Raw genomic sequence first — 25,335 nt, 5'->3', positions numbered from 1 at the left:
TCCGCACCAAGCCCTACACCCCACAAACCAACGGCAAGGCCGAGCGCTTCATTCAAACCAGCCTGCGCGAGTGGGCTTACGCCCAGGCCTACAACACCTCAAGAGAACGCGCCGCCGAGCTGCCAAGATGGCTCCACCGCTACAATTGGCATCGTCCTCATGGCAGTATCGGGTCTGTACCACCAATCAGCAGGCTCGGCTTGGCCGGGTATAACCTCTTGAGGCTCCACATCTAGCCTCGACCATCACGTTATGTTCTGATCCGCCCGCATGCCGTGGGTTCCTTCACCCCTGCCGGCTGTTCTATAAGCGCCCACCCAACTCTCCGACCGGAGCCGAGACACAGAACATGTTCGTTTCATTCTTCCCCCGCCCCAACGTGTTCTTCCCGTCGGTGGTCCTCTGGATCGCGCTGTCGATGGCGGTCTGGTACGGCTTTGCAAACGGCCTTTTTCAGGGGCCCATGCCGGTTGGGGTGGCGGCGTTCTGGTCGACGCCGGAACTTTGGTTCGACACCTATTTCGCACTGTGTACCGCCATTTTCGCCGCGGCCTGGATGATCTTCTCCCCTCATCGCTGGGCGATGTGGTCGATCGGCGGCACTGCGCTGATCCTGTTCACCTCTTATTTCCAGGTCCAGGTCTCTGTCGCCATCAATGCCTGGTTCGGGCCATTCTACGATCTCGTTCAGGCCGCGCTGTCGAAATCAAAGCCGGTCACGCTCGCTGAGTTCTACGCCCAGTTGGCGACCTTTGCGGGCATCGCCTTCGTGGCCGTCACGGTCAGCGTGCTGACGAGCTTTTTCACCAGCCATTACATCTTCCGCTGGCGCACGGCCATGAACGAGTTTTACGTCGAACACTGGCCGCAGCTACGCGCCATCGAGGGCGCCTCGCAGCGCGTGCAGGAAGACACCATGCGCTTTGCTCAGACGCTGGAGGGGCTCGGCGCTACCCTCATCAAATCCGTGCTGACGCTGGTCGCCTTCCTGCCGATCCTGATGAAGCTGTCGGCCGTCATCACCGAGCTGCCGATTGTCGGCGAAATCCCTTATCCCTTGGTCTGGGCGGCCGTGGTGTGGTCGGTCCTGGGCACCGGCCTTCTGGCGCTGATCGGCATCAAATTGCCGGGAATCGAATTCTTCAACCAGCGGGTCGAAGCCGCCTATCGCAAGGAGCTCGTGCTCGGCGAGGACGACGTGAACCGCGCCGACCCGCCGACATTGCATACGCTGTTCCGCAACGTCAGGCGGAACTATTTCTGGCTTTATCTGAATTACGTCTATTTCAACATCGGCCGCATCGTCTACCTGCAGGCCGACGTCATCTTCCCATACGTGCTTCTCGCCCCGACCATCGTGGCCGGCAAGATCACGCTCGGGCCGATGAACCAGATCTTGCGCGCGTTCAACGAGGTGCGAAGCTCGTTCCAATATCTCATCACCTCCTGGAGTACGATCGTAGAGCTGATCTCGATCTACAAGCGCCTGCGCGGATTCGAGGCCAAGATCTATGGCGAGCCGATGCCGTCAATCGAGAAGCAGTCGCCGCCGGGCGGCATGATCGCGATCGAAGCACCCATCAAGGCCAATCAAGAACGAGCATGACGACATGACCGAGAAGAAATCCCCCGCTGACCTGCGCAGCGCGCGCTGGTTCGCGCCCGACGATTTGCGCTCCTTCGGCCATCGCTCGCGCGTGATGCAGATGGGCTATGCGCCCGAGGAGTGGAAGGACCGGCCGGTCATCGCGATTCTCAACACCTGGTCGGATGCGCAGCCCTGCCACATGCACTTCAAGAGCCGCGTCGAGGACGTCAAGCGCGGCGTCCTGATGGCCGGCGGCCTGCCGATCGAGCTGCCGGCGCTGTCGTTGTCGGAATCGCTGTTGAAGCCGACCACCATGCTCTATCGCAACATGCTGGCGATGGATGCGGAGGAACTGCTGCGCGGCCACCCGGTCGACGCTGTCGTGCTGATGGGCGGCTGCGACAAGACCACGCCGGGTCTGTTGCTGGGTGCCACCAGCATGAACCTGCCGACGATCTACCTGCCGGCGGGCCCGATGCTGCGCGGCAACTGGAAGGGCAAGACGCTGGGCTCGGGCTCCGACGCCTGGAAATACTGGGACGAGCGGCGCGCGGGGAAAATCTCCGACGACGACTGGGTCGATATGGAGGCCGGCATCGCCCGGTCCTATGGCACCTGCATGACCATGGGTACCGCCTCCACCATGACCGCGATCGCGGAAGCGATCGGCATGACGCTGCCGGGCGCGTCCTCGATTCCCGCGGCCGACGCCAATCACACCCGCATGGCCTCCGAATGCGGCCGCCGCATCGTCGAGATGGTGTGGGAGGACCTGACGCCGCAAAAGATCCAGACCCGCAAGGCCTTTGAGAATGCGATCGTGGTTGCGATGGCGATGGGCTGCTCGACCAACGCCATCATTCACCTGATCGCGCAGGCCCGCCGCGCCGGCCAGGATATCGGGCTGGACGATTTCGAGACGGCAAGCCGCAAGGTCCCTGTCATCGCCAATGTGCGGCCGAGCGGCGACAGATATCTGATGGAGGATTTTTTCTACGCCGGCGGCCTGCCCGGCCTGATGAGCCGGATCAAGCCGCACCTGCATCTCGACTGCATCACCGTGACAGGCCAGACGCTCGGCGAGAACATCGCGCGCGCAGAGGTCTATAATGACGATGTCATCCGCACGGTCGAGAACCCGATCTACGAGGAAGGTGCGCTCGCCGTCCTCAAGGGCAACCTCGCCCCCGATGGCTGTGTGATCAAGCCGTCGGCCTGCGAACCGCGCTTCCTCAAGCACACGGGACCGGCGCTGGTGTTCGACGACTACCCCTCGATGAAGAAGGCGGTCGACGATCCCGATCTCGATGTCACCGCCGATCATGTGCTGATCCTGCGCAATGCGGGTCCGCAGGGCGGGCCCGGCATGCCGGAATGGGGCATGCTGCCGATCCCGACAAAGCTCGTCAAACAGGGCGTGCGCGACATGGTGCGCCTGTCGGACGCGCGTATGAGCGGCACCTCTTACGGCGCCTGCATCCTGCATGTGGCGCCGGAAGCCTATGTCGGCGGACCGCTCGCGATGGTGAAGAATGGCGACAGGATCACGCTCGACGTCGCCGCACGCACCATCAATCTCGATGTGCCGGAGGCCGAGCTCGCAAGGCGCCGCGCGGCGTGGAAGCAGCCGGAGCGCCGCTTCGAACGCGGCTATGGCTGGATGTTCTCGCGCCACATCAAGCAGGCCAATGACGGCTGCGATTTCGATTTTCTCGAGACCGGCTTCGGCAAGCCGGTCGGCGAGCCGTCGATTTATTGATGTAACCACCGTCGTTCCGGGGCGCGAAGCGAACCCGGAACCTCGAGATTCTCAGGTGTGCAAGAGCACACCAGAGTTCGGTGCTGTCGCACCGCCCCGGAATGACCGGAAAAAATACCGCCCGGGAATCACCGTAGAGAGCCCAGCCATGTCAAAACTCAGCGATGCCACCCGCAACAAGCTCAAGACCGTCTCCACCGCAACGGTGGCGACCGCGCTCTACAAGCGCGGCTTGCGCATCCAGTGCATTCAGGATGTGCATCCCCTAAGTCCCGATCAGCCGACCATGGTGGGCGAAGCCTTCACGCTGCGCTACATGCCGGCGCGCGAAGATCTGAACAAGCTCGACGTGTTCCGCGACCGCTCCCATCCCCAGCGCAAGGCGATCGAGGATTGCCCGCCGGGCGCGGTGCTGGTGATGGACAGCCGGAAGAATGCCCGCGCGGCCTCCGCTGGCGCGATCCTGGTGACGCGGCTGATGAAGCGCGGCTGCGCCGGCGTCGTCACCGATGGCGGCTTTCGCGACTCGCAGGAGATCGCGCGCCTCGGCTTTCCCGCCTATCACCAGCGGCCGAGCGCGCCGACCAACCTCACCCTGCACCAGGCGATCGAGATCAATTGCCCGATCGGCTGCGGCGACGCGCCGGTGTTTCCGGGCGATGTCATCCTCGGCGATTCCGACGGCGTGATCGTGATCCCCGCCCATCTCGCCGACGAGATCGCGGAGGAGACCTTCGAGATGACGGCGTTCGAGGATTTCGTCGCGTCCGAGGTGCACAAGGGGCGCTCGATCGTCGGTCTTTATCCTGCGACCGATGAGCAGACGCTGAAGGACTTTGCCGTCTGGCGCAAGGCGCAGGGACGCTGACGCACGGGCTGCCGCAATCGGGCCGCCACCTCAAGCTTCGCGCGCGTATCCGCGTAGCCTGGTTTCGAGAACAGCCAGTATGGAATCGCGCACCGGGTCGCGCGAGCCGCGCAGCCAGGCTGCGGCGAGTGGCAGCCGGCCCACCGGCCCGCTCTGCTTGAGCCTGAGCGGGACGAAGCGGACGCCCGGGATCGCCATCCGCGAGGTCCAGCGCGGCACGATGGCGACGCCGAGCCGCGCCGCGACCAGATTGACGATGGTCTGCTTCTCGTCGGCAATCTGCACCACGCGCGGCGGCAGTCCCGCCGCCTCGAACAGCTTGATGGTGAGGTCATGGCTGTGCGGGCGCGAGCGACGGTCGGGCACGATCAGCGGCTGGTCTGCGATCTCGAGAAGCGAGATCGACTTCCGCCCGGCAAGCAGATGCTTTTGCGGAAAGGCAACGACCGCCGTCTCCATCAGGAGCGGGCGCAGCTCGAGCCGCTTGTCCGGCCGATCAGGCGGGCGGACAAAGGCGAGATCGAGCGCGCCGGAGAGAATTTTCGGCAACAGCCTTATGGTTTTCTCCTCCAGCAGCTGAACCGGCACGTCCGGGCGGGATTTGCGAAAATCGCGCAGCAATGGCGGCAGAAGCCCGGCCGCAGCGCTGTCGATCGCGCCGATCCGCAGCCGCCGCGTCCCCCTGGAACGCGAGCGCGTGCGAAAGCCATCCTCGACCGCCTGCACCCTTGACAGGATAGCCCGCGCGTCGCGCAGCAGCGTCGTCCCGTCCTCTGTCAGCGTCACCGCACGCGTCGTCCGGGCAAACAGCGGCGCGCCCAGGTTCTCCTCGAGCAGCTTGACATGGCGACCGAGCGCGGCCGGCAGCATCTGCAGCCGCTGCGCCGCCCTGCCGAAATGCAACTCCTCGGCCGCGGCGACGAAACAGCGGAGCTGGTGCAATTCCATTGGCGAGCATCTCCCGATCCGAAAGCAATTATATCATTTTTTTGTATAAACGGGTGCTCATTGCATTTCCCTCGCCAGGCCTCCTAACTCGCGTTCAGCGCAAAGGCAGAACGCATTAATTCAACAAAACTGCCGGGAGAGCGGTCAGGGAACCCTTGAGCATGGCGAGCGAAATCGAGACGCGCACCTTGCGCAAGATCACTCTGCGCATCGTGCCCTTCATCATGCTGCTCTACTTCGTGGCCTTCATCGACCGCGTCAATATCGGTTTCGCGGCGCTGACCATGAACAAGGATCTCGGTCTCTCGCCGTCGGTGTTCGGCTTCGGCGCCGGCATCTTCTTCTGGGGCTATTTCCTGTTCGAGGTCCCCTCCAACATCATCCTGCACAAGGTCGGTGCCCGGATCTGGATCGCTCGGGTGATGATCAGCTGGGGACTGGTATCGGCCGCGATGGCCTTCGTGCAGGGCGCAACCAGCTTCTACGCACTGCGCTTCCTGCTGGGCGTCGCCGAAGCGGGCTTCTTCCCCGGCATCATTCTCTACCTCTCCTACTGGTTCCCGGCCCGCCAGCGCGCGGCGGTCACCGCCTTGTTCATGGCGGCCGCACCGCTCTCGACAGTGCTCGGCTCGCCGCTATCAGGCGCGCTTCTCGAAATGGACGGGCTGCTCGGGCTGAAGGGCTGGCAGTGGTTGTTTCTGCTGGAAGCCGTTCCCGCGGTGCTGCTCGGCATCGCGGTCTTCTTCTACATCACGGACAGACCCGAGCAGGCCAAATGGCTTGCCAGCGACGAGCGGGACTTCCTGGTCAAGACCATGAATGCCGAGCAGGCCGGTAAGGCGACGAGCACCAGCCACAGCATCTGGCGGGGGCTTGCCGATCCGCGGGTGCTCGCGCTGTCGCTGATCTATTTCGGCACCTCCGCCGGCCTTTACACGCTCGGCGTCTGGGCGCCGCAGATCATCAAGCAATTCGGATTGTCGTCGCTGCAAGTCGGTTTCCTCAACGCGGTGCCGCCGACGATCGCCGTCGTCGCGATGATCCTGTGGGCACGGCATTCGGACCGCACCGGCGAGCGCACCTGGCATGTCGTGCTCACCTGCCTGCTTGCTGCCATCGGCCTCGGCCTTGCCGGCCCCGCGACCGGCGTCGCCGCAGTGCTGGCGGCGCTGACGCTGGTCAATATCGGCGTCAGCGCCTCGAAGCCGCCGCTCTGGAGCATGCCGACGACCTTCCTGTCGGGCTCGGCCGCAGCGGCCGGCATCGCCACCATCAACTCGATCGGCAATCTCGGCGGCTTCGCCGGCCCCGCCATGATAGGCTGGATCAAGGACCGGACCGGAAGCTTTGCAGGCGGCCTCTACTTCGTCGCCATGCTGCTGGTGCTGTCGGCCATTCTCACGCTGCTGCTCGGCCGCTCGCAAAATGCAAAAACGAGACCCGACACGCGGCCTGCCGTCCAACCCCATTGATATCTATCCAACGGAGCACGTTCATGCGCACTTTGTCGATCGCCGCCATTCCCGCCGATGGCATTGGCCCCGAGGTCATTTCGTCAGGCATTCGCGTGCTGGAGGCACTGGCCAAACGCGCGGGCGACCTCTCCTTCAAGGTCAAGACCTTCGACTGGGGCTCGGACTATTACAAGAAGCACGGCGTCATGATGCCGGCAGACGGGTTGGAGCAGCTCAAGCCATTCGACGCCATCTATTTCGGCGCGGTCGGCGCGCCCGACGTGCCCGATCACATCACGCTGTGGGGCCTGCGGCTGCCGATCTGCCAGGGTTTCGACCAATATGCCAATGTGCGCCCGACAAAAATCCTGCCGGGCGTCGCCTCGCCCCTCCGCAATGTTGGCGTCGGTGATCTCGACTGGGTGATCGTGCGCGAGAATTCGGAGGGCGAATATGCAGGCTGCGGCGGCCGCGCTCACAAGGGCCTGCCCGAGGAGGTCGGCACCGAGGTCGCGATCTTCACCCGCGTCGGCGTCACTCGCATCATGCGTTACGCCTTCCAGCTCGCCCAATCCCGCCCGCGTAAATTCCTCACCGTGGTGACGAAATCGAATGCGCAGCGCCACGGCATGGTGATGTGGGACGAGATCGCGGCCGAGGTCGCAAAAGAATTCCCCGACGTCACCTGGGACAAGATGCTGGTCGACGCGATGACGGTGCGCATGACGCTCAATCCGAGGAGTCTCGACACCATCGTCGCAACCAATCTGCACGCCGACATCCTGTCCGATCTCGCCGGCGCGCTGGCCGGCAGTCTCGGCGTCGCCCCAACCGGCAACATCGATCCGCAGCGCCGCTTCCCCTCGATGTTCGAGCCGATCCATGGCTCGGCCTTCGACATCACCGGCAAGGGCATCGCCAACCCGGTGGCGACCTTCTGGACCGGCGCGCAGATGCTGGAGCACCTCAATGAGAAGGACGCGGCTGCGCGGCTGATGGCTGCGGTGGAAAAGGTCTGCGCGGCGGGCGTGCTGACGCCCGACGTCGGCGGCAAGGCGACGACAAAGGAGGTCACGGACGCCGTGATTGACGCGATCCATGGATCGAATGTGTGAGGCCGGCATGCGCCGGCACCTCCGCCGGAACCGAAATGGCTCTTGGGCTTTGATTCGTCCAACGAATCGTCAAGCGCCTGGCAAGGAGATGTGATACGCCCCCCGGAACCTGCCAAGGCACGCATGATCGCGAAGGGTTCCTCGTTGTCACCAGCAGCCTTGGCGTTTTGAGACCATCAACCAGCTTGGTGCTGTCCTGCAGGACGGCGCAGAAAGGGCGAGATCATCATGCGTCGTCATCGACGAGCCAAGATCGTCGCGACCGTTGGCCCCGCCAGTGCGTCGCCGGAGATGCTGAAGGCACTGTTCCTTGCCGGCGTCGACACGTTCCGCCTCAATTTCAGCCACGGGGCGCAGGAGGATCATGCAAAAGTCCACGCGGCAATTCGCGCGCTGGAGCGACAGATCCGCCGGCCGATCGGCATCCTCATGGACCTGCAAGGTCCAAAAATTCGCGTCGGCACGCTCCGTGACGGCAAGATCGCGGTTGAAAGCGGCGAAACCATTCGCTTCGTGCTGCGCGGGTCGGCCGGTGATCGTTCGTCGATTCCCTTGCCGCATCCGGAGATCTTTGCGGCGGTGGCGCCCGGCCATGATCTTTTGATCGACGACGGGCGCGTCCGCGTGCGCGTCACTGGACTGGGCGAGGATTTCATCGAGGCCAAGGTGATCGTCGGCGGCGCCATCTCCAATCACAAGGGCGTCAATCTGCCAGGAACGGTGCTGGACCTTTCGCCGCTCACCGCAAAAGACCGCTCCGATCTGGAGTACGGCCTGCGGCTCGGGGTCGACTGGGTGGCGCTCTCCTTCGTGCAAAAACCATCCGATGTTCTCGAGGCGCGCGGCTTGATCGGCGAGCGCGCCGGATTGATGGCGAAGATCGAAAAGCCCGCGGCGCTCGAACGGATCGATGACATCATCCAGCTCTCGGACGCCATCATGGTCGCGCGTGGCGATCTCGGCGTCGAAATTCCGCACGAGGACGTGCCCGGCCGGCAGAAGGAGCTGGTGCGGGCCTGCAGGTTGGCAGTGAAGCCGGTGATCGTGGCCACCCAGATGCTGGACTCGATGGTCTTAAGTCCGACGCCAACGCGCGCGGAGGTCTCGGATGTCGCGACTGCCATCTATGACGGCGCCGATGCGGTGATGCTCTCGGCGGAGTCGGCGACCGGCCGCTATCCGCGTGAAGCGGTAGAGATGATGGACCGCATCATCAGAAGCACCGAGCAGCACAAGATGTACCGGTCGATCATCCAGGCCACACAGCCCAACGAGGAGCAGACGCCGCCGCATGCGGTCGCGACGGCTGCGGCCGATCTCGCCTCGTCCATCAGTGCAAAGGCGATCGTCGCCTACACCTCGAGCGGGACGACGGCGGCGCGCGTTGCGCGCAAGCGGCCGAGCCTGCCCGTCCTCGCAATTACGCCCAATACCGAGATTTCACGGCGCCTGTGCCTATTGTGGGGCGCCCACAGCGTGCTGTCCGAGGACGTCAAGAGCTACGAGGAAATGGTCGAGCGCGCGACCGCGTTTGCCGCCGAGGAAGAGTTCGCGCGCAGCGGAGATTTGCTGGTGGTCGTCGCCGGCATACCCTTTGCGCAGGCGGGCACGACCAACAATCTACGCGTCGCGTCGGTGCCCTGATCGGGCAAATCCTCGCGCGCCAATCGCTTGAGATAAGAACCTGGTCGGGCACCAGGTTTTATACAGCAATTCCAGTCGCGATGATCGGTCTCGATCGCTAGCAACCACGCCGGTGGAACGAAGCAGCTCCTCCATACCAACAGATAAGACCCGCCACGATCAGGGACGTCCGGTGCGCGGTCGCAGCCATGCCATGACGATCTCGCGCGCGCCTCGCCGGCTCCGCGGCAGTGGGTGCCGCTGCAGGGCCGCGTCCGCAAAGGTAAGGGCTTGTCGGCTGGACTGCCGCTTCTCCGGCGTAAGCGACATCCACTCGCGAATGATGGTCCGACGCGGATTGGATTTGGCCATGTGATGCTCCGATGAAATTACGGCGGTGGGACGGTCCACTATCGACGCACATCCCACCGCCGCCCCCTCGCCCCCCGGCGATAGCGTGTTATGCCGCCTTCCTGTGCGGCGTAGCCTGGCGCAGTCGCGCTACGAGTGCGCAACCGCAGTCATGGACGGTGCCATTCTCGATCATGTAGCCGCGCTTCTCGATTGATGCGTGAAGGCCTTGATAAGCTGCGGGCTTTTGCGCATCGACCCAGACGACGAGGGTCGCGGTTGGCCTGAGAAACTTGCCGACCCAGTCCAGCGTCGTCTCGAGTTCGCGGAGCGTGCGCCGTCGCCAATCGATCAATGCAACATCATATTGACCGGCGGGACGGCCGCAATTTCCGCTCGCGGCCGCGTGAACGTAGCCGCGCCGCTGCAACTCGATCGTCAATTCCATGCTCTTTAAGCCGGCCACGAGGATGCGATGCTGCGTCGAGCAGCCGCCTAGCGCGATCATTGGATCGATAATTCTGTCGCCAGTGACGACTTCGGAGATAGCCATGACATCACCTCTACCGGTTCCCTTTCCCATTCTCGCCAATCCCGGCCGATTGCGCTTGGAAAGGGGTCTTGCGCATCGAAGCCGCGGAACGCCGCAGCTTCGGTCGCGTGCGGTGTCCGGACGGTTATCGTCGGCCGTGGGATGCTTGACTCATGCGGCGAATATGATCGGGGCCGGATATGAATTCGAGGGACGCGCACCGCCGATCGTATAAGGGCCGCATAAACCACGCGGAGGGAAAGTCGGAGCGTTTCCGCCTGGATCATTCGCTCGGCCTTCGATCATCTCGGGACGGTTTCTCTTTTATACGGCTTGTAACTTCAGCTCACCCGTCGCAACTTGAGCCGCCAATGCATCGAACCGTGCCGGCCGCCGGTCGGCGGTTCGATCGGCACGAGAGCGACAGATCAGGGTGGACCAGGAGCCGCTGGCCAGTGCAGCGTTGCTACAAGGCGATCGCGAGCGTGCGACCACAATTGGCCGCGGAAGCAAAGGCCTTCGTCACGCCTGGCCCGAGGATGGTGGACGAAATCGAGTGCGTGTTCTCGGTGCTCCTCGCGATCGTCCTGGGTCATTTGGTTGGCGCCTCGAACATCTCCTGGGCAGCTTTTTCGGGCTTCATGGTCATGCGCGGGCATGTCTCGGAAAGCCTGCGGCGCGGAGTCCTTAGAATTGCAGGCACGGTCGGCGGAGCCGCGATTGCGGTCGTGATCTTTCCAGCCGTCGCACCCTACCCGCTCGCATTGTCTGCTGCGCTGGCCCTGATCGGCGGCGGCTCGCTCTATGCGTCGCTCACGCACAGACATGCGTACGCCTTCCTGTTCATCGGCCTGACCTTCGCGATGATCGTTCTCGGATATCCGCTCACCCAAAGCGATCTATGGGCTTTCGCGTCGTCAAGAATATTGGAAGTCTTGGCCGGCACCATCGCCTGTGTCCTGGTCAGCACCGCGTCGACGCTGACCTTGCGGCAGCGATGGCCTGATCAGGCGCGCCCAAGCCCGGCCGCCGGCGGCTGGCATCCGGAGGCCGCGCTACACGCCGCCCAGGGCGCGGCGGCCTTGGCCTTGTTGCCGCTGCTCCATGAGATGTGGCGACTGCCAGAGCTCGGCCAGGCTGCGGTCGCCATCATGGCGGTGATGATCGTGCCGGTGAACCGCTTGGGCAGCAGTGGACTGCTGCCGGTCAGCCGGCGAATCGCCTTGCGGATTTTGGGCTGCGCGTGCGGCGCGGCGCTCGCTGGGCTGATCCTGCTGCTGGCGCGCGGATCCGCTACCATTCTCATCGCGGGTTCGTTGTTCGGAGTGATGCTCGGTCGGCACATCGAGAATGGCGCGAGCTCGGTGGCGTACAGCGGAACCCAGTTCACGTTGGCCATGCTTGTTACGCTCGTGCCGGACAGCTATGTAGCGCCGGACCCGGACGCCGGCCTCGCGCGGCTCGCAGGAACCGTCATCGGCATCGCCCTGCTCGAGCCCGTTCTTGCAGCCTTCCATGTTCTCACCTGGCGACGTGAAGTCGGAGCAAAGGACGACGCCTCGTGATGGGCAGATAGCCTCATCAAGCGTTACCGGGTGCCGTTTGCCTTGCTGTCAAGAACCTGCTTTGCCCGCAGCAAATCCGCACTATGGGAGCCTTCGGCAAATTGGGCGACGATGGACCGCAAGACCCGCAGCGCGTCCTGGCGTTCCCGCCCTTGCCGCCGTAGCAGGGCAAGGTCATAAGCCGTGCGCAGCTCAAGGCTGCGCGCTCGCTGGCCTCGCGCCAACTCGAGGCTCTCGTCCAGCAGGGGCTCCACCTGATCGGCTGCGTGCCCGGTTGCCGACAACAAACCGGCCTTGAGACGCAGGATCTCGGCGAGATACCAGCGCTCGCCGCTCTTCAGAGCAATCGTGATCGCCTGCTCAATGGCCGCCATCGCCTCGTCAGTTCGCCCCGCTTTGCTGCAGGCCTCGGCTTCCAGCGCGTGAAACAGCGGCAGCCACAGTCTTGCGCCCGCCTTTTGCCAGGCCGCAACGCCTGCGCGCAAAAGTTCGACGCCCCGCCCCGCATCGCCGCGCGTGGCGGCAGCCCAGCCTTCGAGGATGCGGCCAAAGGCCATCCAGTGCGAAAGGCCGTGCTCGCCCGAGAGCGAGACCACGGCGTCCGCGAAGGATGGCATGTCGTCAGGGCACCCCTGCAAAATATCGAGGATCGCCTGGGCATGGCCGACCGAGAAGGCGAGCGTGTGCGGATGGGAGGATGCCTCCGCGCGCTTCATCGCGGCCGCGGCGGCCTCTGACGCCTGGTCCGGATGCCCGAGAAGCCACAGCGCCCAGCTCAAATAGCACGATGCGGCCGCGCCGAGATCCTGGCCGTATTGGTATTGCAACTGCGCATGGGCGCGCGGCTCGTAAAGAGTGCTGGCTGTTTCGAGATGAGGCAACGCAGCCGTGAATTCCCCTTTCGTCAGATGGGTAGTGCCCACGATGCGATGCGCGACACACATGGTTCCGGTGTCGCTGTGGCGTTCGGCCTCGGCAAGGAATTCGGCGGCCGCGCCGGTCTGGTCATCGACCTCGCCTCTGACGTAATGGCATGCCCATATCCCGTAGAGGATCGACAGCTTCATCGCGGGATCGGTGAGCGCGTCGATGTGAGCCCTGGCGCGCAGCAGGACCTCCGACGTCTGGCGCGCGGCGTAGCCGTAGCCAGCGATCATCGCCTGGGCGAGCATGACCTCGAGCTCTAGCGCGGCACGTCTGCGTTCCGGCCTCGCGGGACGCGATTGCAGCAGCTCAAGCGCCAGCTCGAGGTGCCCGATCGCCTCCGCGTTGGCTGAACGCTCGATCGTGCGACGGCCCGCCTCGCGCAGATAATGGATGGCCTTCTCGGTCAATCCGCCCTGGATCAGATGATGCGCCAGCAGCTCGGGCTGGGTTTCGACGGTTTCCGGCGACACCTGCGCAAGAGCATCGGCGATACGGCGATGAAGCTCCTGCTGCTTGTCGCGAACCAGGGTGCCGTACGCGGCATCGCACACCAGGGCGTGCTTGAAGATGTAGGTCGCGTTCGGCGGCTCACCCCGCACAAAGATCAATTCTAGCGCGGCGAGCTGGGCAAGGGCAGCGTCGAGGAGCACGCCTGCAACAGGCACCACGGCGGCCAGCAGTTGATAGGAGAATTGGCGACCGATGGCAGCGCCGGTCTGCGCGATTTCCTTGGCCGCGCCAAGCCTGTCCAGCCGCGCCGTCAACGAGCCGAGCAGCGTCGTCGGAATTGCAAGCGTCGGCAGCGGACCAGCCGCGGCAAACTGCTCGCCGCTCTCCTGGACGAGTCCTGATTCCATGACGGATTTCGTGAGCTCCTCGACGAAGAGCGGAACGCCGTCCGTCTTGCTGATGATCTGCGCGTGGATATCGGGCGGCAACGTCTTTTGTCCGGCGACATCGAACACCATGGCATCCGTCTGCTCGCGCCCAAGCCGGTCGAGCCGCAACATCGTCACATGCGGCTCGTCGAGCCATTGCGGAAAGAATTCGGGGCGAAAACTCATCAGGACGAAGACTTGCGCGGCCCTGAGTGATCCGATGATCCGGCTGAACAGCTCCAGCGTGCTGGAGTCCGCCCAATGCGCGTCCGAAAGCTCGATCACGACCGGCAGCGTGCGCGCGAGACCCAGCACATGCCGTGTCAGTGCTGCGATCACGAGATCCTTCTGCTTTTGCGGTGTCAGGCCCGCTGTCGATGATTCGCCGCTCGGAATCGAAAGCAGGAGGGCGCAGGATTCCATGTCGGCCAGGGACACAGCGCCGGCTTCGGACAGCGCGGCTTCCAATTTCTTCAGCTTGGTGCCGGGCGCCTCTCCCTGCTCGAAATGCGCGGCATATTCGATCTGGTCGATGATCGGACGAAACGGACTATGGGTATGATGCGGCGAGCACTGATAGCGGATCGTGATGTGGGGATCGGCATGAATCCGCTCCAGGAACTCTTCGCAAACCCGCGACTTGCCAATCCCGGCCTCGCCGCAGATCAGCGCGATCTGCCCCTTCCTGGTTTGAACGCGCTCCCACAGGACCATGAGCTGTCGCAGCTCGTGCTCCCGGCCGACGAATTGAGTCAGCCTGGGCGTCTGCCTGGCACTGAACCGGCTTTCGACCGGCCGCCTCCTGGTGACCATGTAGGCGGTCACCGTCCCGGACACGCCCGGAAGCTCGTATGAGCCGGGTCCCTCGCAAACGAAGGCACGTCCCAGCAGCCTGTAGGTGCTCGGCGCGACGAGGATCGTGTTCGGCCGCGCGATGTTCCGCAAGCGGGGCGCCGCCGTCGAGGGCTCTCCGATCACGCCTCGCCCGGAGACGACGACAAGACCCGTGGCAATTCCGATGCGCAGCTGCAGCGGCTCGCCGGACGACCACGCGAGCTCACCGGCCTTTGCGATCAGTTCAAGCGCCGTATGCACGGCACGTTCGGCGTCATCCTCATGAGCCCTCGGGGAGCCGAAAAATGCCAGGACCTCGTGCCCGGCCGACCCCGCAAGGCTGCCGTCCATGCCCGCAACGGCGGCCGTGCAAGCACCGTGGAAACTGTGGACGAGGCGCGCAAGCTCCTCGAGGTCAATGCTTTCTCCGACCGCCGCCGAAGGCACGATCTCGCAGGACAGCACCGTAAGCTGCCTTTTCTCGGATCCGAGCTGCGGCGGGTTGGTGCGACGGCCAACCGCCAGCTCCGGCTCAATGCCTGCAAGCCCGATCGCATGCGTCGCGACCCGTGCGGCGCTTGCCTGCGCGTCGAGATCGACCGCCGGCTCGGCCTGTCCCCTGCCCGTTCGGGTCGCCGCAGCGAATTTGTAGCCGCCGCCGGACGCGGTCAGAATGAATTGCGGCGCCTTGGGATCTGGCTCGATCTTGCGCCGCAGCCGGCTGATATGCATGTCGACGCTGCGGCCGTATGGCTCCGCATCATGGCCCGCGATCGCCACACTCAACTGGTCGCGCGACAGCACCTGGCCGGGCCTGCGTGCGAACGCCGAGAGCAGCGAAAGCTCCGCGCGCGTCAGCAGCACCTCCCGCCCGTCAGGATGGACGAAGACACGGCCGGCAAGGTCGAGCCTGCAGTCGCCGATCACGAGAGCAGCCGAAGCTGGCGCAGGCTCTTCGCCCGTCGATGAGGCGATGGCTCGCGCAAGACTGTCGAGGATCTGCTTCTCGTCCATTGGCTGCAGACGATGGACCTCCACGCCGAGAAGGAGACGGGCGAACCCGGCGACCTGGTCCGATCGCTCCGCGAGCACCAAAAGCCCCGGGATCAGGCTGCCCAACTCCTCCAGGAACGCAAGGCCGTCGGGAGCCGGCCCCGGCACAACGATCGCCGCCTCGACTTTTCCGTCTGACGCGAGCTTGAGCGCCCGCCTGTCATCAGCGGCGAGCTCGATCACGTATCCTGCCTGTTGCAGCATACGTGCGAGCTTGGCGCGGAGAGTCGCCTCCCCCGCCACAACCAGTACACGCTTTCTCATACCCGTCCGCGCTCGCCGGGATCGTCAGCTACCTGGATCGCGCGGATTGTTACATTTTAATTACAATTCTGACAATGGCCCCGTTACACGGCCGAGCTACTACTGCACATGGGAACTGCGGTTTTTCGCGCATTTCCATGCCGGGTCCGCGCTTTTGAGCGAAAGAGCGGGAGCTGCCGACCAGCCTGTCACGCGCAGGCCCGGTGTTGGTACGAACGTGGAGATTGAGACGGCAAGGACCCAATCTGACGCAAAGCGGCGTTGCTGACGGTGAGCCCGAAACATGTCTGATCTGTTCCCAACCTACGACATCGCCCTGAAGAAGCGAGGGCGGAGATGGATGTGGTCGGTATGGACGACCGAAGCAAAGGTTGTCATGGCGGGCGTAGAAGCCAGCCGATCAGCGGCCAGATACCGGGCGAACAGCGCGCTTTTCCTCCTGCTCCTGTCTTCGCCCTATCGATCGCAAGGCGCTGGCCGCACTGAACAGCCGGGAGCGCGCGTCAGGCGCTAAGCCATGATCCGAAACTGAAGAGCGCGCCAGCGCGAGGAGTGGGCGCTTGCATCCACGCGGGCTTGCCCGTCAGTTCTCTTTGCGATGCAGTGTAAACATTTTGCGAAAGGGGTGTTCATTTGGCGGAACACCATCGCATCGTGCTTGCCAGTGACAACAGCGCATTCGCTCGGATAGAGTAAGGTCAAGGGACAAAAGCCATGACCGATCGCAGAGCCGAGCTTGACGCGATTGTCGGGGTGACGGCAGCGATCGCCGGAGCCATCGAACGCACCATTGAGCCAATCGCTTTCCTGCCCGGGCGAATAGCCGACCACATGTGTGGTCGATTGTCCGACTTCCACGCAAAGACCAATCCAGAGCCTTGACTTGATCCTCAGCAGGGCGATCATGACTGAAATAATTTGAAGCCTAAAATATTTTGGGCGCTATCTCACCCCCAGACACGGCTCTCTTTTTACAAAGGCCTGTAATGTCCCCTTCCGAAACCACCACGATTGCCGTTTTCATCGATGGCGCGAATCTGCACGCGACATCGAAGGCGCTCGGGTTCGAGATCGATTACCGGCGCCTGCTCAAGGAGATCGAGAGCCGCGGCACCCTGCTGCGGGCCTTCTACTACACGGCGGTCTTCGAGGATCGGGACTACTCATCCATCCGCCCGTTGATCGACTGGCTCGATTACAATGGGTTTACGGTGGTCACCAAGCCGGGCAAGGAATTCATCGACGCCACAGGTCGTCGAAAGGTGAAGGGTGACATGGACGTCGAACTTGCCGTCAACGCCATGGAACTCGCCCCGCATATCGACGAAATGGTGCTCATCTCGGGTGACGGCGACTTTCGCTGCCTGGTCGAAGCGGTCCAGCGCCGCGGCGTAAACGTCACCGTCGTATCCAGCATGGCCTCTCATCCGCCGATGATTGCGGACGAGTTGCGACGGCAAGCCGACCGCTTCGTAGAGCTCAGGGACCTGCAGTCGAGGATCGGACGAAATCCGGTCGAGCGCGTAGCCGCGCGCGTCAGCTCGGCCTGAATTAATCTCGGCGAAGCTTACCTTGAGTGCGGCCGGCTCCGGTCTTCGCCGGATAGGCACGCATCAAGTCCTGGAGCAACTTGCGGAAGGCGGCGGCGCATCGAGCGAGGACCGGACCGCAGCGGCAAATTCGGCCGGACGGAAGGGCTTATGCAGGAGCGCCGCCTTTCCAACCGCCCTCTCGATCGCGGACGTGTCGGAATAGCCGCTGACAAAGAGTATCCGCAAGCCGACGTTCATCGCTCGCGCGCTGGCGGCCACTTCGGCGCCGTTCGCTCCCGGCATGCCGAAATCAAGGATCAGCAAATCCGGGCGATAGTCCTTCAGCATATCGAGCGCCGTATCCCCACTGGTCGCCTCCCTGACCTGATAGCCCAGGTCGGAGAGCACGCTGGACATGATGTCCCGGACGTCGGGATCGTCATCGACGATCAGGATGTTCTCGGAGCCCCGCGACACATCTGAGGGCCCTGTGCTTTCATGCTCCGCCGGCGCGTGAGCGATACGGAGGGCGATCCTGATCCCGGTTCCCTTGCCGGGAGCTGTATCGATCGTGACATCGCCGCCGAGCTGGCGAACGATGCCGTAAACCTGCGAAAGCCCCAGACCGGTCCCCTTGCCGGGAGGCTTTGTCGTAAAGAATGGATCGAACGCACGCGTGACGACCTCCGGCGGCATTCCCGTTCCGGTATCGGCCACGCACACGATCACACGCCCCTTGTCGGCATGATCCGGCCGTGTCGAAATCGTCAGCGTGCCGCCCCCGGGCATAGCGTCGCGCGCATTGATCGACAGGTTCAGGATCGCCAACTCGAGCTGATTGGCGTCTGCAAGCGCATGCGGCAGTCCCTCCGCCAGCTCCGTCTTGACCGTGATTTCGGCACCCAGCGTCTGGTTGACGAGCTCGCCCATGCCCGTGATCAGCGCATTCAGGTCGACCGGCGCGGTTACAAGCTTTTGCGTGCGTGAAAATGCAAGCAGCTGCGCGGTCAGCTTCGAGCCACGCTCGGCTGCCTTGAACGCATGCTCGGCCTGACGGGCGATACGGGGATCGCTGGCGCGCATGCGGATGAGATCCAGATTGCCGACAACCGCCGTCAGCAAATTATTGAAGTCATGTGCGAGTCCGCCGGTGAGCTGACCGATCGCTTCCATCTTTTGGGACTGAACAAGCGCGGTCTCTGCGCGCTGCCGCTGCTCTATTTCATGCTGCAGTTTGAGATTTGCGGCCTCGAGATCAGCGACGCGATCCCTGATGCGCTGCTCCAGCGTCGCATTCAGCGCTCGCATGTTGTCTTCGGCTCTGCGAATCCGCAGCAGCGCATTGACGGCGGCAGCGAGCTCGAGAGGCTCCGCAGGCTGCACGAGATAGGAATCGGCACCGGAATCGAGGCCGCGCGTGCGATGGGTCGACGTTGTAAATGTGGAGGACGTCATCAGGACCATGACCGCCGGCCACTTCTTCTTGATGAAGGCACAGACGTCGTAGCCGGTGATATCGGGCAACTCGACGTCCAGAAGAACGATCGGCGGCTTCTCCACCTCGATAAGCCGCAGCGCTTCGGCGCCGGTTCGAGCTTCAATGACGGTGAAGCCGGCCTCCTGGAGATCGCGCGTCTTGACATAACGAGGCGCGTCCTGGTCGTCGACATTAACAATGACGGTGCTATCGGTCACGATGCCCCCAGGGTTGCATCGCGCAGAAACAGCGAAACGTTCTCGCGAGAAATGGTATTTTTTGAAATGACGCGGGTGCCTGACGGAAGCCGTGCCTTCAACTCGGCATTGACGTTCAGCGACGTCGAGACAATGACCGGCGTCACGCTGGTTCGGCTGTCCGCCCCAAGCTCCTGCAACACCGTGAACCCATCCATGGTCGGCATCTGCAGGTCGAGGATGATGACATCGGGCTTCTGCTCGCGCGCAGCCTTGAGGCCGACGTCGCCATCGACCGCCTCGATGAATTCATAGCGCGGCTCGTTGCTGATGATCTGACGCATCACATAACGGAACGTCTCGTCATCGTCGATGAGCAGCACCCGCTTGCGCGCCTTGTCGGCGGCGCGCTGCGCGCGCGAGGGGTCGCCCCGTTGGGGTGGAATGGAGAGGGTGAAAACCGAACCCTGGCCCAGCACGCTTTCGACTGTCAATTCGCCGCCAAGCAGTTCGGCGAGCGACCTGGACAACGGCAGGCCCAGACCAGTGCCCTTGACCCGCTTCTGGATTTTCGTATCGACTTGCGAAAATTCCTCAAAAATCCGGGAATGGTCCTGCGGCGCGATACCGATTCCGGTATCGCGGACTGCAAGGTTCACGCGCCCCGTGTCCGCGTCAAAGGAGGCGGTGACCCTGACTTCGCCCTGCTCGGTGAATTTCAGCGCGTTCGAAATGAGGTTGCGCAGAATTTGGGTAAGCTTCGCCTCGTCGGTGAAGAGATTGGGTACCTTGTCGGGAATGTCGAAAATCAACTCGACGGCCTGGCTGGTCAAAAGCGGCCTGAGGGCGCCGCGCAGGCTGCCGAAGAGCTCATAGACCGTAAAGGCTGTCGGCCGGATGTCGACCTTGCCTGCTTCGACCTTCGCAAGATCCAGGAGATCATTGACGAGCTCGAGCAGGCTCTCGGCGGAGCGGCGGATATAGCCGACCTGTCGCTCCTGCTCCTGCGTGAGATCACCGTCGACGCGGTCAAGCAGAAGCCGCGACAGCGCCAGCACCGAATTGAGCGGGGTGCGAAACTCATGACTCATGTTCGAGAGAAATTTCGTCTTGAGCTCGCTGGCGTGCCGAAGCTGTTCGGCACGCTCGTCGAGCTCGGCGTACAGCGCGACCACGCCCCGGTTGGTATCGCTCAGCTCCTGATCGAGTTGCTTGCTCTCCTCGTCCTTGCGGCGGATGTCCTCCAGGCTCTGCATGAGCTCGCGATTTTGCTCACGCAAGACCTCGAGAGGATCAGACGAGCTGTCCTTCTGCAGGATCGTCGCAACTTCGGCGAGCTTTGCCCGTGTCACCGGCTCTGCGCGGCGCGGCAGATCATGGCCGATCTCGACGGTCGTTCCCTTGCCCGGCCTCGACTCGATCCTGAAATGGTCCATCAGCCGGCGGGCGCCGAGGATGCCGAGACCCATGCCGCTCTTGGAGCGGTATTGTCCGTCCAGAATGGTCTGGATATCGGCAATACCCGGTCCTTTGTCCGATATCCTGACGTGGAAAACCTGTGGGACAGGTGCTGGATCGAGAATGAATTCGGCGCGTCCGCCGCCGGCATAGCTGAAAGCGTTTCGCGCCAGCTCCGAAACGGCGGTTGCAATCCGCGTCTGGTCCTGCCGTTCAAATCCCAGGAGCTCGGCCAGCCGATGTGCGCGCTGACGGACCTTGACGACGTCGGCTTCGCTCTGGATCGGAACCGTCACGATTGGCCATACTTTCGCACTTGAGGCCATGATCGTCACCATTTCGCTACCAGGACGGTAGCATCGTCGCGATGCCGTGTCAGGTCTCGGTACAGCACCGCTGCGATCAGGGTCGGGTGCCGTGCGGCGAGATTGGGATACCTGTCGAGCGTCCAGCTGGAGGCTATTCCGTCGGAGTGAAGAATGACGAGGCCAGCCGTGAACGGATATTCGAAAGCCTGGATCTTGCGGGCGTTGTGGCCGGCGGTTCCCGGCATCGAGACCATGCGCCGGATCTCGCCGTTGGCGGCGATGACGCCGGCGATATTGCCGATTCCCGAATAGATGATCTTGCCGGATGCCGGCTGAAATCGCGCCACCGATACGGCCGCCCCACGCGTGGCTCGCAGCCCGCCGTGGATGTAGTCGAGCAGCACCGGGGCGCGATGCCCATTGAACCGGTGAAACAGGCGGACGGCCTCGACGGCCGCTTCGGCGGCCTCCGGTCCGTGACCGAGGCCGTCAACGACCAGCAGCGTCGTTTCCTCCGCTCCCAGCGAAACGCCCCAGGAATCCCCGCAGACGTCCTGGCCGAGCTTCGGCACCGAGACGACACCGACCCGGCTGCTATCGACCGAGCCTTCGGGAGGAGTCCCGGTCTTGAGCCGAACCAGAACGGCCGTGCCGTTTCCGGGCCAGGATGCGATATCGATAAAATGGGACTGACGGACGACCGCGCCCAGGCCCTTGCCGGCCGTTCCCGCGGTGGAATATCCATCGGCCAGGCTCGCAGCGAGGTTCGCGATCCCGGGACCTTTGTCGAGGCCAATCAACTCGACGCCGCCGTCCGCGCCTTCGCCATACGCGCCGACCAGCATCTCCCCGCCGTTACCATGCTTGAGGATGTTGGTCGCGAGCTCCGTCGCCACGAGAGCCACCCTGCCGGCATCGACATCGCCAAATCCCTGACGCCCCGCGATTTCGGTTGCCCTTCGCCGTGCCTCCGCTACCTGACTTTGGTCCTGCACGGCGAGAGCTATCATGGGTTATTTCCAACGCGCGATGACGACTTTGGTGCCCTCGCCGGGTTTTGAATGAATCGAAAATTCATTGGAAAGCCGTCTGGCGCCTCCCAACCCGAGACCCATGCCCTTGCCGGTGGTAAAGCCATCCTTTAGCGCGGCGTCTATATCGGGGATGCCCGGGCCCTTGTCCTCGAATGTCAGCCTGAGACCGCGGCGACCGGATGCCTCGACCAGCTCGGCGACAACAAAACCGCCGCCACCATAGTCGAGCGTATTGCGGGCCAGCTCGCTTGCAGCCGTGATGATCTTGGTCTGGTCGACAAGGCTCAGGCCCGCTCCGAGGGCCAGCGTGCGCGCCAACTGGCGGACTCGCACGACGTCGTCCGAGGAGCGGATATCGAGCCGCTCAATCTTCGGCGTCGTCATCTTCCGAATCCGACGTCTTGAGCCGTGCGTGGATGAGAGCCATGCCACGCTCGACGTTCAGGGCGGTCTTGACACCGGTCAGGGACAGTCCGAGCTCGACCAGCGTGATCGCGACCGCCGGCCGCATGCCGACAACCACCGTGTCAGCGTCCAGGATGCGGGAAACCGCGGCGATGTTGTCGAGCATCCGTCCGATGAAGCTGTCGACGATCTCCAGCGCGGAGATGTCGATCAGCACCCCCTTGGCACCGTATTCGACGATCTTGCTGGTCAGGTCCTCCTCGAGCGCGGTGGCAAGACGATCATGCATGTCGACCTGAATGGTCACAAGAAGAGCATTCCCGAACTTCAGGATTGGAATGCGATCCATGATCATTGGCCTTTTTCGGCGGGCGTCTTGGTCTGTTCGGAGGCAGCCTGCCTTTTCTGCTTGGTCACGGCTCGCCCGGTTCGCTCCAGCGCCACAGCGAGCGCGTCGGCTAGGGTGGCTTTCGAAACCACGTTCAATTCAACACCCAGATGCACCATGGTCTGGGCAATCTGCGGGCGGATGCCGCTGACGATGCAATCGGCGCCCATGAGCCTCGCAGCGGCGACAGTCTTGAGGAGATGCTGCGCCGTCAGCGTATCCACCGTGGGCACGCCGGTGATGTCGATGATGGCGATCGCCGCTTCGGAATCGACGATGGTCTGCAGAAGATTTTCCATCACGACCTGGGTCCGCTGGCTGTCGAGCGTGCCGATCAGCGGCAGCGCGAGGATACCATCCCACAGCTTGACGACCGGCGTCGACAGCTCGGCGATCTCGCGCTGCTGACGGACGATGACTTCCTCGCGGCTCTTCTGGAAAACCTCGAGCGTAAACAGGCCCAATTCGTCGAGAAGAAGCGTCACCGACCAGGTGAGCTCGGCGGCCTGGGCCGGCGACAGCGTACTGTTGCGGTTGAGTGTGTTGAAGAGTGGCTGCTTCAGCGAAAAGACGAACGTCGCCGTCTCACTCGGCGAGAAGCCCTGGAGCGCGCGCGAGCGGGACACGTCCGCGAGCAACTGCTTGGCCGGTCCGTAGGCGGGATTGGAGGCATCGCTGCCGCCCTTCGCCAGGCCGTCCCGCAACAAATGAAGAAACTCGCGCGATTGCGAAACAAGCTCATTTTCGGTGATCCGCCCCGTGTTGAGGCTGCCGGCCTTCTTCTGCAGGTCGATCCATTCGGGCAGGATGAGCTGTTCGCTGCTGCCGACCAGCTCAGCTACGGTACCCACGTTCGCGGCCATGTCGCACACTCCCTCGAGGCTTCCCCTAAAGCCTTATCTGGCGCGGCCTTCTATGGCAAACGCCTCGATATCCCAGGGTTATCAAGCTCGTGTCGCAAGCAAAAGCGCACTGCAAATGGAGGGCAAGCATGGGATCGAGTGTTCAAAAGTGAACAGACCACGCCCCCTGATCGACAGAGTGTCGTGGTCCGCCGTCGGCTCCAATGTGCGATATTGCGAGACTGCCGCAACCTAGCCCGGGGCCGTTTCGTTTCGACCTAGCTCGGCTTCGGCGCTTTCGGGCCTAAGCGGACATTTCCCAGCCGCCCCCCCCGCTTAATCCATCGAGAAAGATCCTGTCTCGGACATCCCTTGATCTAGGTCAACGACACCGGATGGCCTGTGAAGCGCTTAGTGCCCATCGGCCAATAGGCCGCAGTCAACGATTTATCAGGTTGGAACTGGCCGTTGTCCCAGCGCAGTCGCGTAAACAGCCTTGGAGTTTCAGTCATGAGACAAGTTACGATTACCTTGGCGCTCCTGTTCAGCTTGCTGGACGTCTCGGCCACTCCAAGAAGTGCTTATGCCGGGATTACCGAGCAAGAAGCCCGCGCCATCGCCGTCGATGCTTATCTCTATCTCTACCCTCTCGTCATGATGGATGTGACCCGGAAGCAATCGACAAACATCAAGCCCGGCAAGGAGTTCGGCAAAGGCCCGATGAACGAGTTCACCAGCGTTCGTGAGTATCCCCCCGCTGATTTCAAGGGCGTAGTGCGAGTAAACTTCGATACGCTGTATTCCATTGCGTGGCTCGAGTTGACCAAAGAGCCGATGATCGTATCCGCTCCGAATACCGATGACCGCTACTATCTGCTTCCGATGCTCGACATGTGGACCGACGTGTTTGCATCGCCCGGTTGGCGAACCACGGGCACACAGGCGATCAATTTCTTGGTGGCGCCAACGGGTTGGAACGGAGATGTTCCTTCAGGAATCTCGAGAATCAGTGCACCGACGCCTTTCGTCTGGATCATCGGACGAACGAAGACGGATGGACCGCCAGACTACGATGCCGTTCACAAGATACAGGACGGCTACAAAGTCACCCCGCTCTCGGAATGGGGCAAGACCCCAACGCCCGTGGAAGTGAAGATTGATCCGACTGTCGATATGAAAACGCCGCCGAAAACTGCGGTCGACACCATGGCGGCCGACAAGTTCTTCTCCTACGCGGCCGAACTTCTCAAGGTCAATCCTCCCCACATTACTGACGAGCCGATCATCGCGCAGATGAGGGGGATCGGAATCGAGCCAGGCAAGAGCTTTAACATGGCGAAGCTCGATCCCGAGGTTCGCAATGCGCTGACGAGCGCGCCGGAAGAAGGGCAGAAATTGATGGCTTGGAAGCTGCCGACGCTCGCGCGCGTCGTGAACGGCTGGTCCATGAACACCGACACAATGGGGGTGTACGGCAACTATTATTTGAAGCGCGCTATCATCGCTCAGGCCGGCCTCGGCGCGAACCTTCCCGAGGATGCCATCTATCCGATCAATCTGGGCGATGAGACCGGCAAACCTCTCGATGGTGCAAACAGCTACGCGCTCCACTTCGACAAGAGCGACATGCCGCCGGCGAACGCCTTTTGGTCGGTTACGCTTTATGACCCAGAGGGCTTCCAGATTACCAACACTCTCAATCGGTTTGCCGTCAGCAGTTGGATGCCGTTCAAGTATAACGGGGACGGATCGCTCGACCTCTATTTCCAGAACGAGAGCCCCAGCGCCGACAAACAAGCCAACTGGCTTCCGGCGCCAAAAGGGCCGTTCAACTTGACCATGCGCATCTATGCCCCGAAATCGGAGGCGCTCACGGGCAAATGGAACCCGCCCTCGGTGGTGCAGGTGCAATCCACCACGGGTGCGGCCAAGTAG

The 25,335-nt window shown here is 62.9% G+C and carries 21 protein-coding genes; 10 read left to right on the top strand and 11 right to left on the bottom strand.

Annotation, left to right across the window (positions count from 1 at the left end; translation table 11 throughout):
• The 4 genes from A3AI_RS46030 to A3AI_RS0106185 all read left to right on the top strand — a co-directional run.
• A partial coding sequence (locus tag A3AI_RS46030; protein WP_156927655.1) for an integrase core domain-containing protein occupies positions 1 to 236 on the top strand: 236 nt, incomplete at its 5' end.
• A gap of 113 nt (positions 237 to 349) precedes the next feature.
• On the top strand, positions 350 to 1,606 hold the full coding sequence (sbmA, locus tag A3AI_RS0106195; RefSeq protein ID WP_024514738.1) for a peptide antibiotic transporter SbmA: 1,257 nt from the start codon (positions 350 to 352) through the stop codon (positions 1,604 to 1,606).
• A gap of 4 nt (positions 1,607 to 1,610) precedes the next feature.
• Positions 1,611 to 3,347, top strand: a complete 1,737-nt coding sequence (gene araD, locus A3AI_RS0106190) for an L-arabinonate dehydratase (RefSeq protein ID WP_024514737.1) — start codon at positions 1,611 to 1,613, stop codon at positions 3,345 to 3,347.
• A gap of 148 nt (positions 3,348 to 3,495) precedes the next feature.
• Positions 3,496 to 4,215 (top strand): ribonuclease activity regulator RraA, encoded by a 720-nt coding sequence (locus tag A3AI_RS0106185; protein WP_024514736.1) that lies wholly within the window; start codon positions 3,496 to 3,498, stop codon positions 4,213 to 4,215.
• Between the two features lie 30 nt (positions 4,216 to 4,245).
• On the opposite strand, the gene A3AI_RS0106180 is transcribed toward A3AI_RS0106185, so the two are convergent.
• The gene (locus tag A3AI_RS0106180) at positions 4,246 to 5,163 is read right to left on the bottom strand and encodes a LysR family transcriptional regulator (RefSeq protein WP_024514735.1); all 918 of its coding nucleotides are present in this window, start codon (positions 5,161 to 5,163) and stop codon (positions 4,246 to 4,248) included.
• 161 nt (positions 5,164 to 5,324) lie between these two features.
• Here A3AI_RS0106180 and A3AI_RS0106175 point away from each other — a divergent pair, with 161 nt between their 5' ends.
• The 3 genes from A3AI_RS0106175 (at position 5,325) to pyk (ending at position 9,376) form a co-directional block, all read left to right on the top strand.
• Entirely contained in the window at positions 5,325 to 6,635 is a 1,311-nt protein-coding gene (locus A3AI_RS0106175) for an MFS transporter (RefSeq protein ID WP_024514734.1), read from the top strand.
• A 23-nt stretch (positions 6,636 to 6,658) separates the two neighbouring features.
• Positions 6,659 to 7,732, top strand: coding sequence for a tartrate dehydrogenase (locus A3AI_RS0106170; protein WP_024514733.1), 1,074 nt, complete (start codon positions 6,659 to 6,661; stop codon positions 7,730 to 7,732).
• Positions 7,733 to 7,960: 228 nt separating this feature from the next.
• On the top strand, positions 7,961 to 9,376 hold the full coding sequence (gene pyk / locus A3AI_RS0106165) for a pyruvate kinase (protein WP_024514732.1): 1,416 nt from the start codon (positions 7,961 to 7,963) through the stop codon (positions 9,374 to 9,376).
• Between the two features lie 159 nt (positions 9,377 to 9,535).
• On the opposite strand, the gene A3AI_RS0106160 is transcribed toward pyk, so the two are convergent.
• Complete coding sequence (locus tag A3AI_RS0106160) at positions 9,536 to 9,727, bottom strand: hypothetical protein (protein WP_024514731.1); 192 nt, start codon at positions 9,725 to 9,727, stop codon at positions 9,536 to 9,538.
• Between the two features lie 88 nt (positions 9,728 to 9,815).
• Positions 9,816 to 10,259 (bottom strand): hypothetical protein, encoded by a 444-nt coding sequence (locus A3AI_RS0106155; protein ID WP_024514730.1) that lies wholly within the window; start codon positions 10,257 to 10,259, stop codon positions 9,816 to 9,818.
• A 476-nt stretch (positions 10,260 to 10,735) separates the two neighbouring features.
• Between A3AI_RS0106155 and A3AI_RS0106150 the strand changes: the two genes are divergently transcribed.
• Positions 10,736 to 11,803 carry an FUSC family protein gene (locus A3AI_RS0106150; RefSeq protein ID WP_024514729.1) on the top strand — a complete coding sequence of 356 codons (1,068 nt, stop codon included), beginning with the start codon at positions 10,736 to 10,738 and terminating at the stop codon, positions 11,801 to 11,803.
• Between the two features lie 23 nt (positions 11,804 to 11,826).
• On the opposite strand, the gene A3AI_RS42320 is transcribed toward A3AI_RS0106150, so the two are convergent.
• Entirely contained in the window at positions 11,827 to 15,759 is a 3,933-nt protein-coding gene (locus tag A3AI_RS42320; protein ID WP_156927654.1) for an AAA family ATPase, read from the bottom strand.
• Between the two features lie 510 nt (positions 15,760 to 16,269).
• Positions 16,270 to 16,665 carry a hypothetical protein gene (locus A3AI_RS0106140; protein ID WP_024514727.1) on the bottom strand — a complete coding sequence of 132 codons (396 nt, stop codon included), beginning with the start codon at positions 16,663 to 16,665 and terminating at the stop codon, positions 16,270 to 16,272.
• A gap of 80 nt (positions 16,666 to 16,745) precedes the next feature.
• On the opposite strand from A3AI_RS0106140, the gene A3AI_RS42315 reads away from it, so the two are divergent.
• On the top strand, positions 16,746 to 17,309 hold the full coding sequence (locus A3AI_RS42315) for a LabA-like NYN domain-containing protein (RefSeq protein ID WP_051382302.1): 564 nt from the start codon (positions 16,746 to 16,748) through the stop codon (positions 17,307 to 17,309).
• Between the two features lie 63 nt (positions 17,310 to 17,372).
• On the opposite strand, the gene A3AI_RS0106130 is transcribed toward A3AI_RS42315, so the two are convergent.
• From A3AI_RS0106130 to A3AI_RS0106105, 6 genes are read right to left on the bottom strand one after another with little or no spacing between them, the layout of a single operon-like run.
• Positions 17,373 to 18,986 carry a response regulator gene (locus A3AI_RS0106130; protein ID WP_024514726.1) on the bottom strand — a complete coding sequence of 538 codons (1,614 nt, stop codon included), beginning with the start codon at positions 18,984 to 18,986 and terminating at the stop codon, positions 17,373 to 17,375.
• On the bottom strand, positions 18,983 to 20,749 hold the full coding sequence (locus tag A3AI_RS0106125) for an ATP-binding protein (protein WP_036047576.1): 1,767 nt from the start codon (positions 20,747 to 20,749) through the stop codon (positions 18,983 to 18,985). The genes A3AI_RS0106130 and A3AI_RS0106125 overlap by 4 nt, the downstream gene beginning before the upstream one ends.
• 5 nt (positions 20,750 to 20,754) lie before the next feature.
• Positions 20,755 to 21,741: an ATP-binding SpoIIE family protein phosphatase gene (locus A3AI_RS0106120; protein ID WP_024514724.1), complete on the bottom strand. Its 987-nt coding sequence runs from the start codon at positions 21,739 to 21,741 to the stop codon at positions 20,755 to 20,757.
• Between the two features lie 3 nt (positions 21,742 to 21,744).
• Positions 21,745 to 22,149, bottom strand: a complete 405-nt coding sequence (locus tag A3AI_RS0106115) for an anti-sigma regulatory factor (protein WP_024514723.1) — start codon at positions 22,147 to 22,149, stop codon at positions 21,745 to 21,747.
• A complete protein-coding gene (locus A3AI_RS0106110) occupies positions 22,130 to 22,519 on the bottom strand; it encodes an STAS domain-containing protein (RefSeq protein ID WP_024514722.1) in 390 nt (129 codons plus the stop codon). The genes A3AI_RS0106115 and A3AI_RS0106110 overlap by 20 nt, the downstream gene beginning before the upstream one ends.
• A gap of 2 nt (positions 22,520 to 22,521) precedes the next feature.
• Positions 22,522 to 23,421, bottom strand: coding sequence for an STAS domain-containing protein (locus A3AI_RS0106105; RefSeq protein ID WP_024514721.1), 900 nt, complete (start codon positions 23,419 to 23,421; stop codon positions 22,522 to 22,524).
• A gap of 489 nt (positions 23,422 to 23,910) precedes the next feature.
• Between A3AI_RS0106105 and A3AI_RS0106100 the strand changes: the two genes are divergently transcribed.
• Positions 23,911 to 25,335, top strand: coding sequence for a DUF1254 domain-containing protein (locus A3AI_RS0106100; protein WP_024514720.1), 1,425 nt, complete (start codon positions 23,911 to 23,913; stop codon positions 25,333 to 25,335).

The organism is Bradyrhizobium sp. Tv2a-2 (genome assembly GCF_000472425.1).
Classification (GTDB): Bacteria; Pseudomonadota; Alphaproteobacteria; order Rhizobiales; family Xanthobacteraceae; genus Bradyrhizobium.
Note: the sequence above shows the minus strand (reverse complement) of the source record. Positions and strands in the feature narration are given on the sequence as shown.

Excerpts from the sequence above, each read along its gene's own strand:
- sbmA (WP_024514738.1), top strand. The coding sequence starts at position 350 with ATGTTCGTTTCATTCTTCCCCCGCCCCAACGTGTTCTTCCCGTCGGTG.
- araD (WP_024514737.1), top strand. The coding sequence starts at position 1,611 with ATGACCGAGAAGAAATCCCCCGCTGACCTGCGCAGCGCGCGCTGGTTC.
- A3AI_RS0106185 (WP_024514736.1), top strand. The coding sequence starts at position 3,496 with ATGTCAAAACTCAGCGATGCCACCCGCAACAAGCTCAAGACCGTCTCC.
- A3AI_RS0106180 (WP_024514735.1), bottom strand. The coding sequence starts at position 5,163 with ATGGAATTGCACCAGCTCCGCTGTTTCGTCGCCGCGGCCGAGGAGTTG.
- A3AI_RS0106175 (WP_024514734.1), top strand. The coding sequence starts at position 5,325 with ATGGCGAGCGAAATCGAGACGCGCACCTTGCGCAAGATCACTCTGCGC.
- A3AI_RS0106170 (WP_024514733.1), top strand. The coding sequence starts at position 6,659 with ATGCGCACTTTGTCGATCGCCGCCATTCCCGCCGATGGCATTGGCCCC.
- pyk (WP_024514732.1), top strand. The coding sequence starts at position 7,961 with ATGCGTCGTCATCGACGAGCCAAGATCGTCGCGACCGTTGGCCCCGCC.
- A3AI_RS0106160 (WP_024514731.1), bottom strand. The coding sequence starts at position 9,727 with ATGGCCAAATCCAATCCGCGTCGGACCATCATTCGCGAGTGGATGTCG.
- A3AI_RS0106155 (WP_024514730.1), bottom strand. The coding sequence starts at position 10,259 with ATGGCTATCTCCGAAGTCGTCACTGGCGACAGAATTATCGATCCAATG.
- A3AI_RS42320 (WP_156927654.1), bottom strand. The coding sequence starts at position 15,759 with ATGAGAAAGCGTGTACTGGTTGTGGCGGGGGAGGCGACTCTCCGCGCC.
- A3AI_RS0106140 (WP_024514727.1), bottom strand. The coding sequence starts at position 16,665 with ATGATCGCCCTGCTGAGGATCAAGTCAAGGCTCTGGATTGGTCTTTGC.
- A3AI_RS42315 (WP_051382302.1), top strand. The coding sequence starts at position 16,746 with ATGTCCCCTTCCGAAACCACCACGATTGCCGTTTTCATCGATGGCGCG.
- A3AI_RS0106125 (WP_036047576.1), bottom strand. The coding sequence starts at position 20,749 with ATGGCCTCAAGTGCGAAAGTATGGCCAATCGTGACGGTTCCGATCCAG.
- A3AI_RS0106120 (WP_024514724.1), bottom strand. The coding sequence starts at position 21,741 with ATGATAGCTCTCGCCGTGCAGGACCAAAGTCAGGTAGCGGAGGCACGG.
- A3AI_RS0106115 (WP_024514723.1), bottom strand. The coding sequence starts at position 22,149 with ATGACGACGCCGAAGATTGAGCGGCTCGATATCCGCTCCTCGGACGAC.
- A3AI_RS0106110 (WP_024514722.1), bottom strand. The coding sequence starts at position 22,519 with ATGGATCGCATTCCAATCCTGAAGTTCGGGAATGCTCTTCTTGTGACC.
- A3AI_RS0106105 (WP_024514721.1), bottom strand. The coding sequence starts at position 23,421 with ATGGCCGCGAACGTGGGTACCGTAGCTGAGCTGGTCGGCAGCAGCGAA.
- A3AI_RS0106100 (WP_024514720.1), top strand. The coding sequence starts at position 23,911 with ATGAGACAAGTTACGATTACCTTGGCGCTCCTGTTCAGCTTGCTGGAC.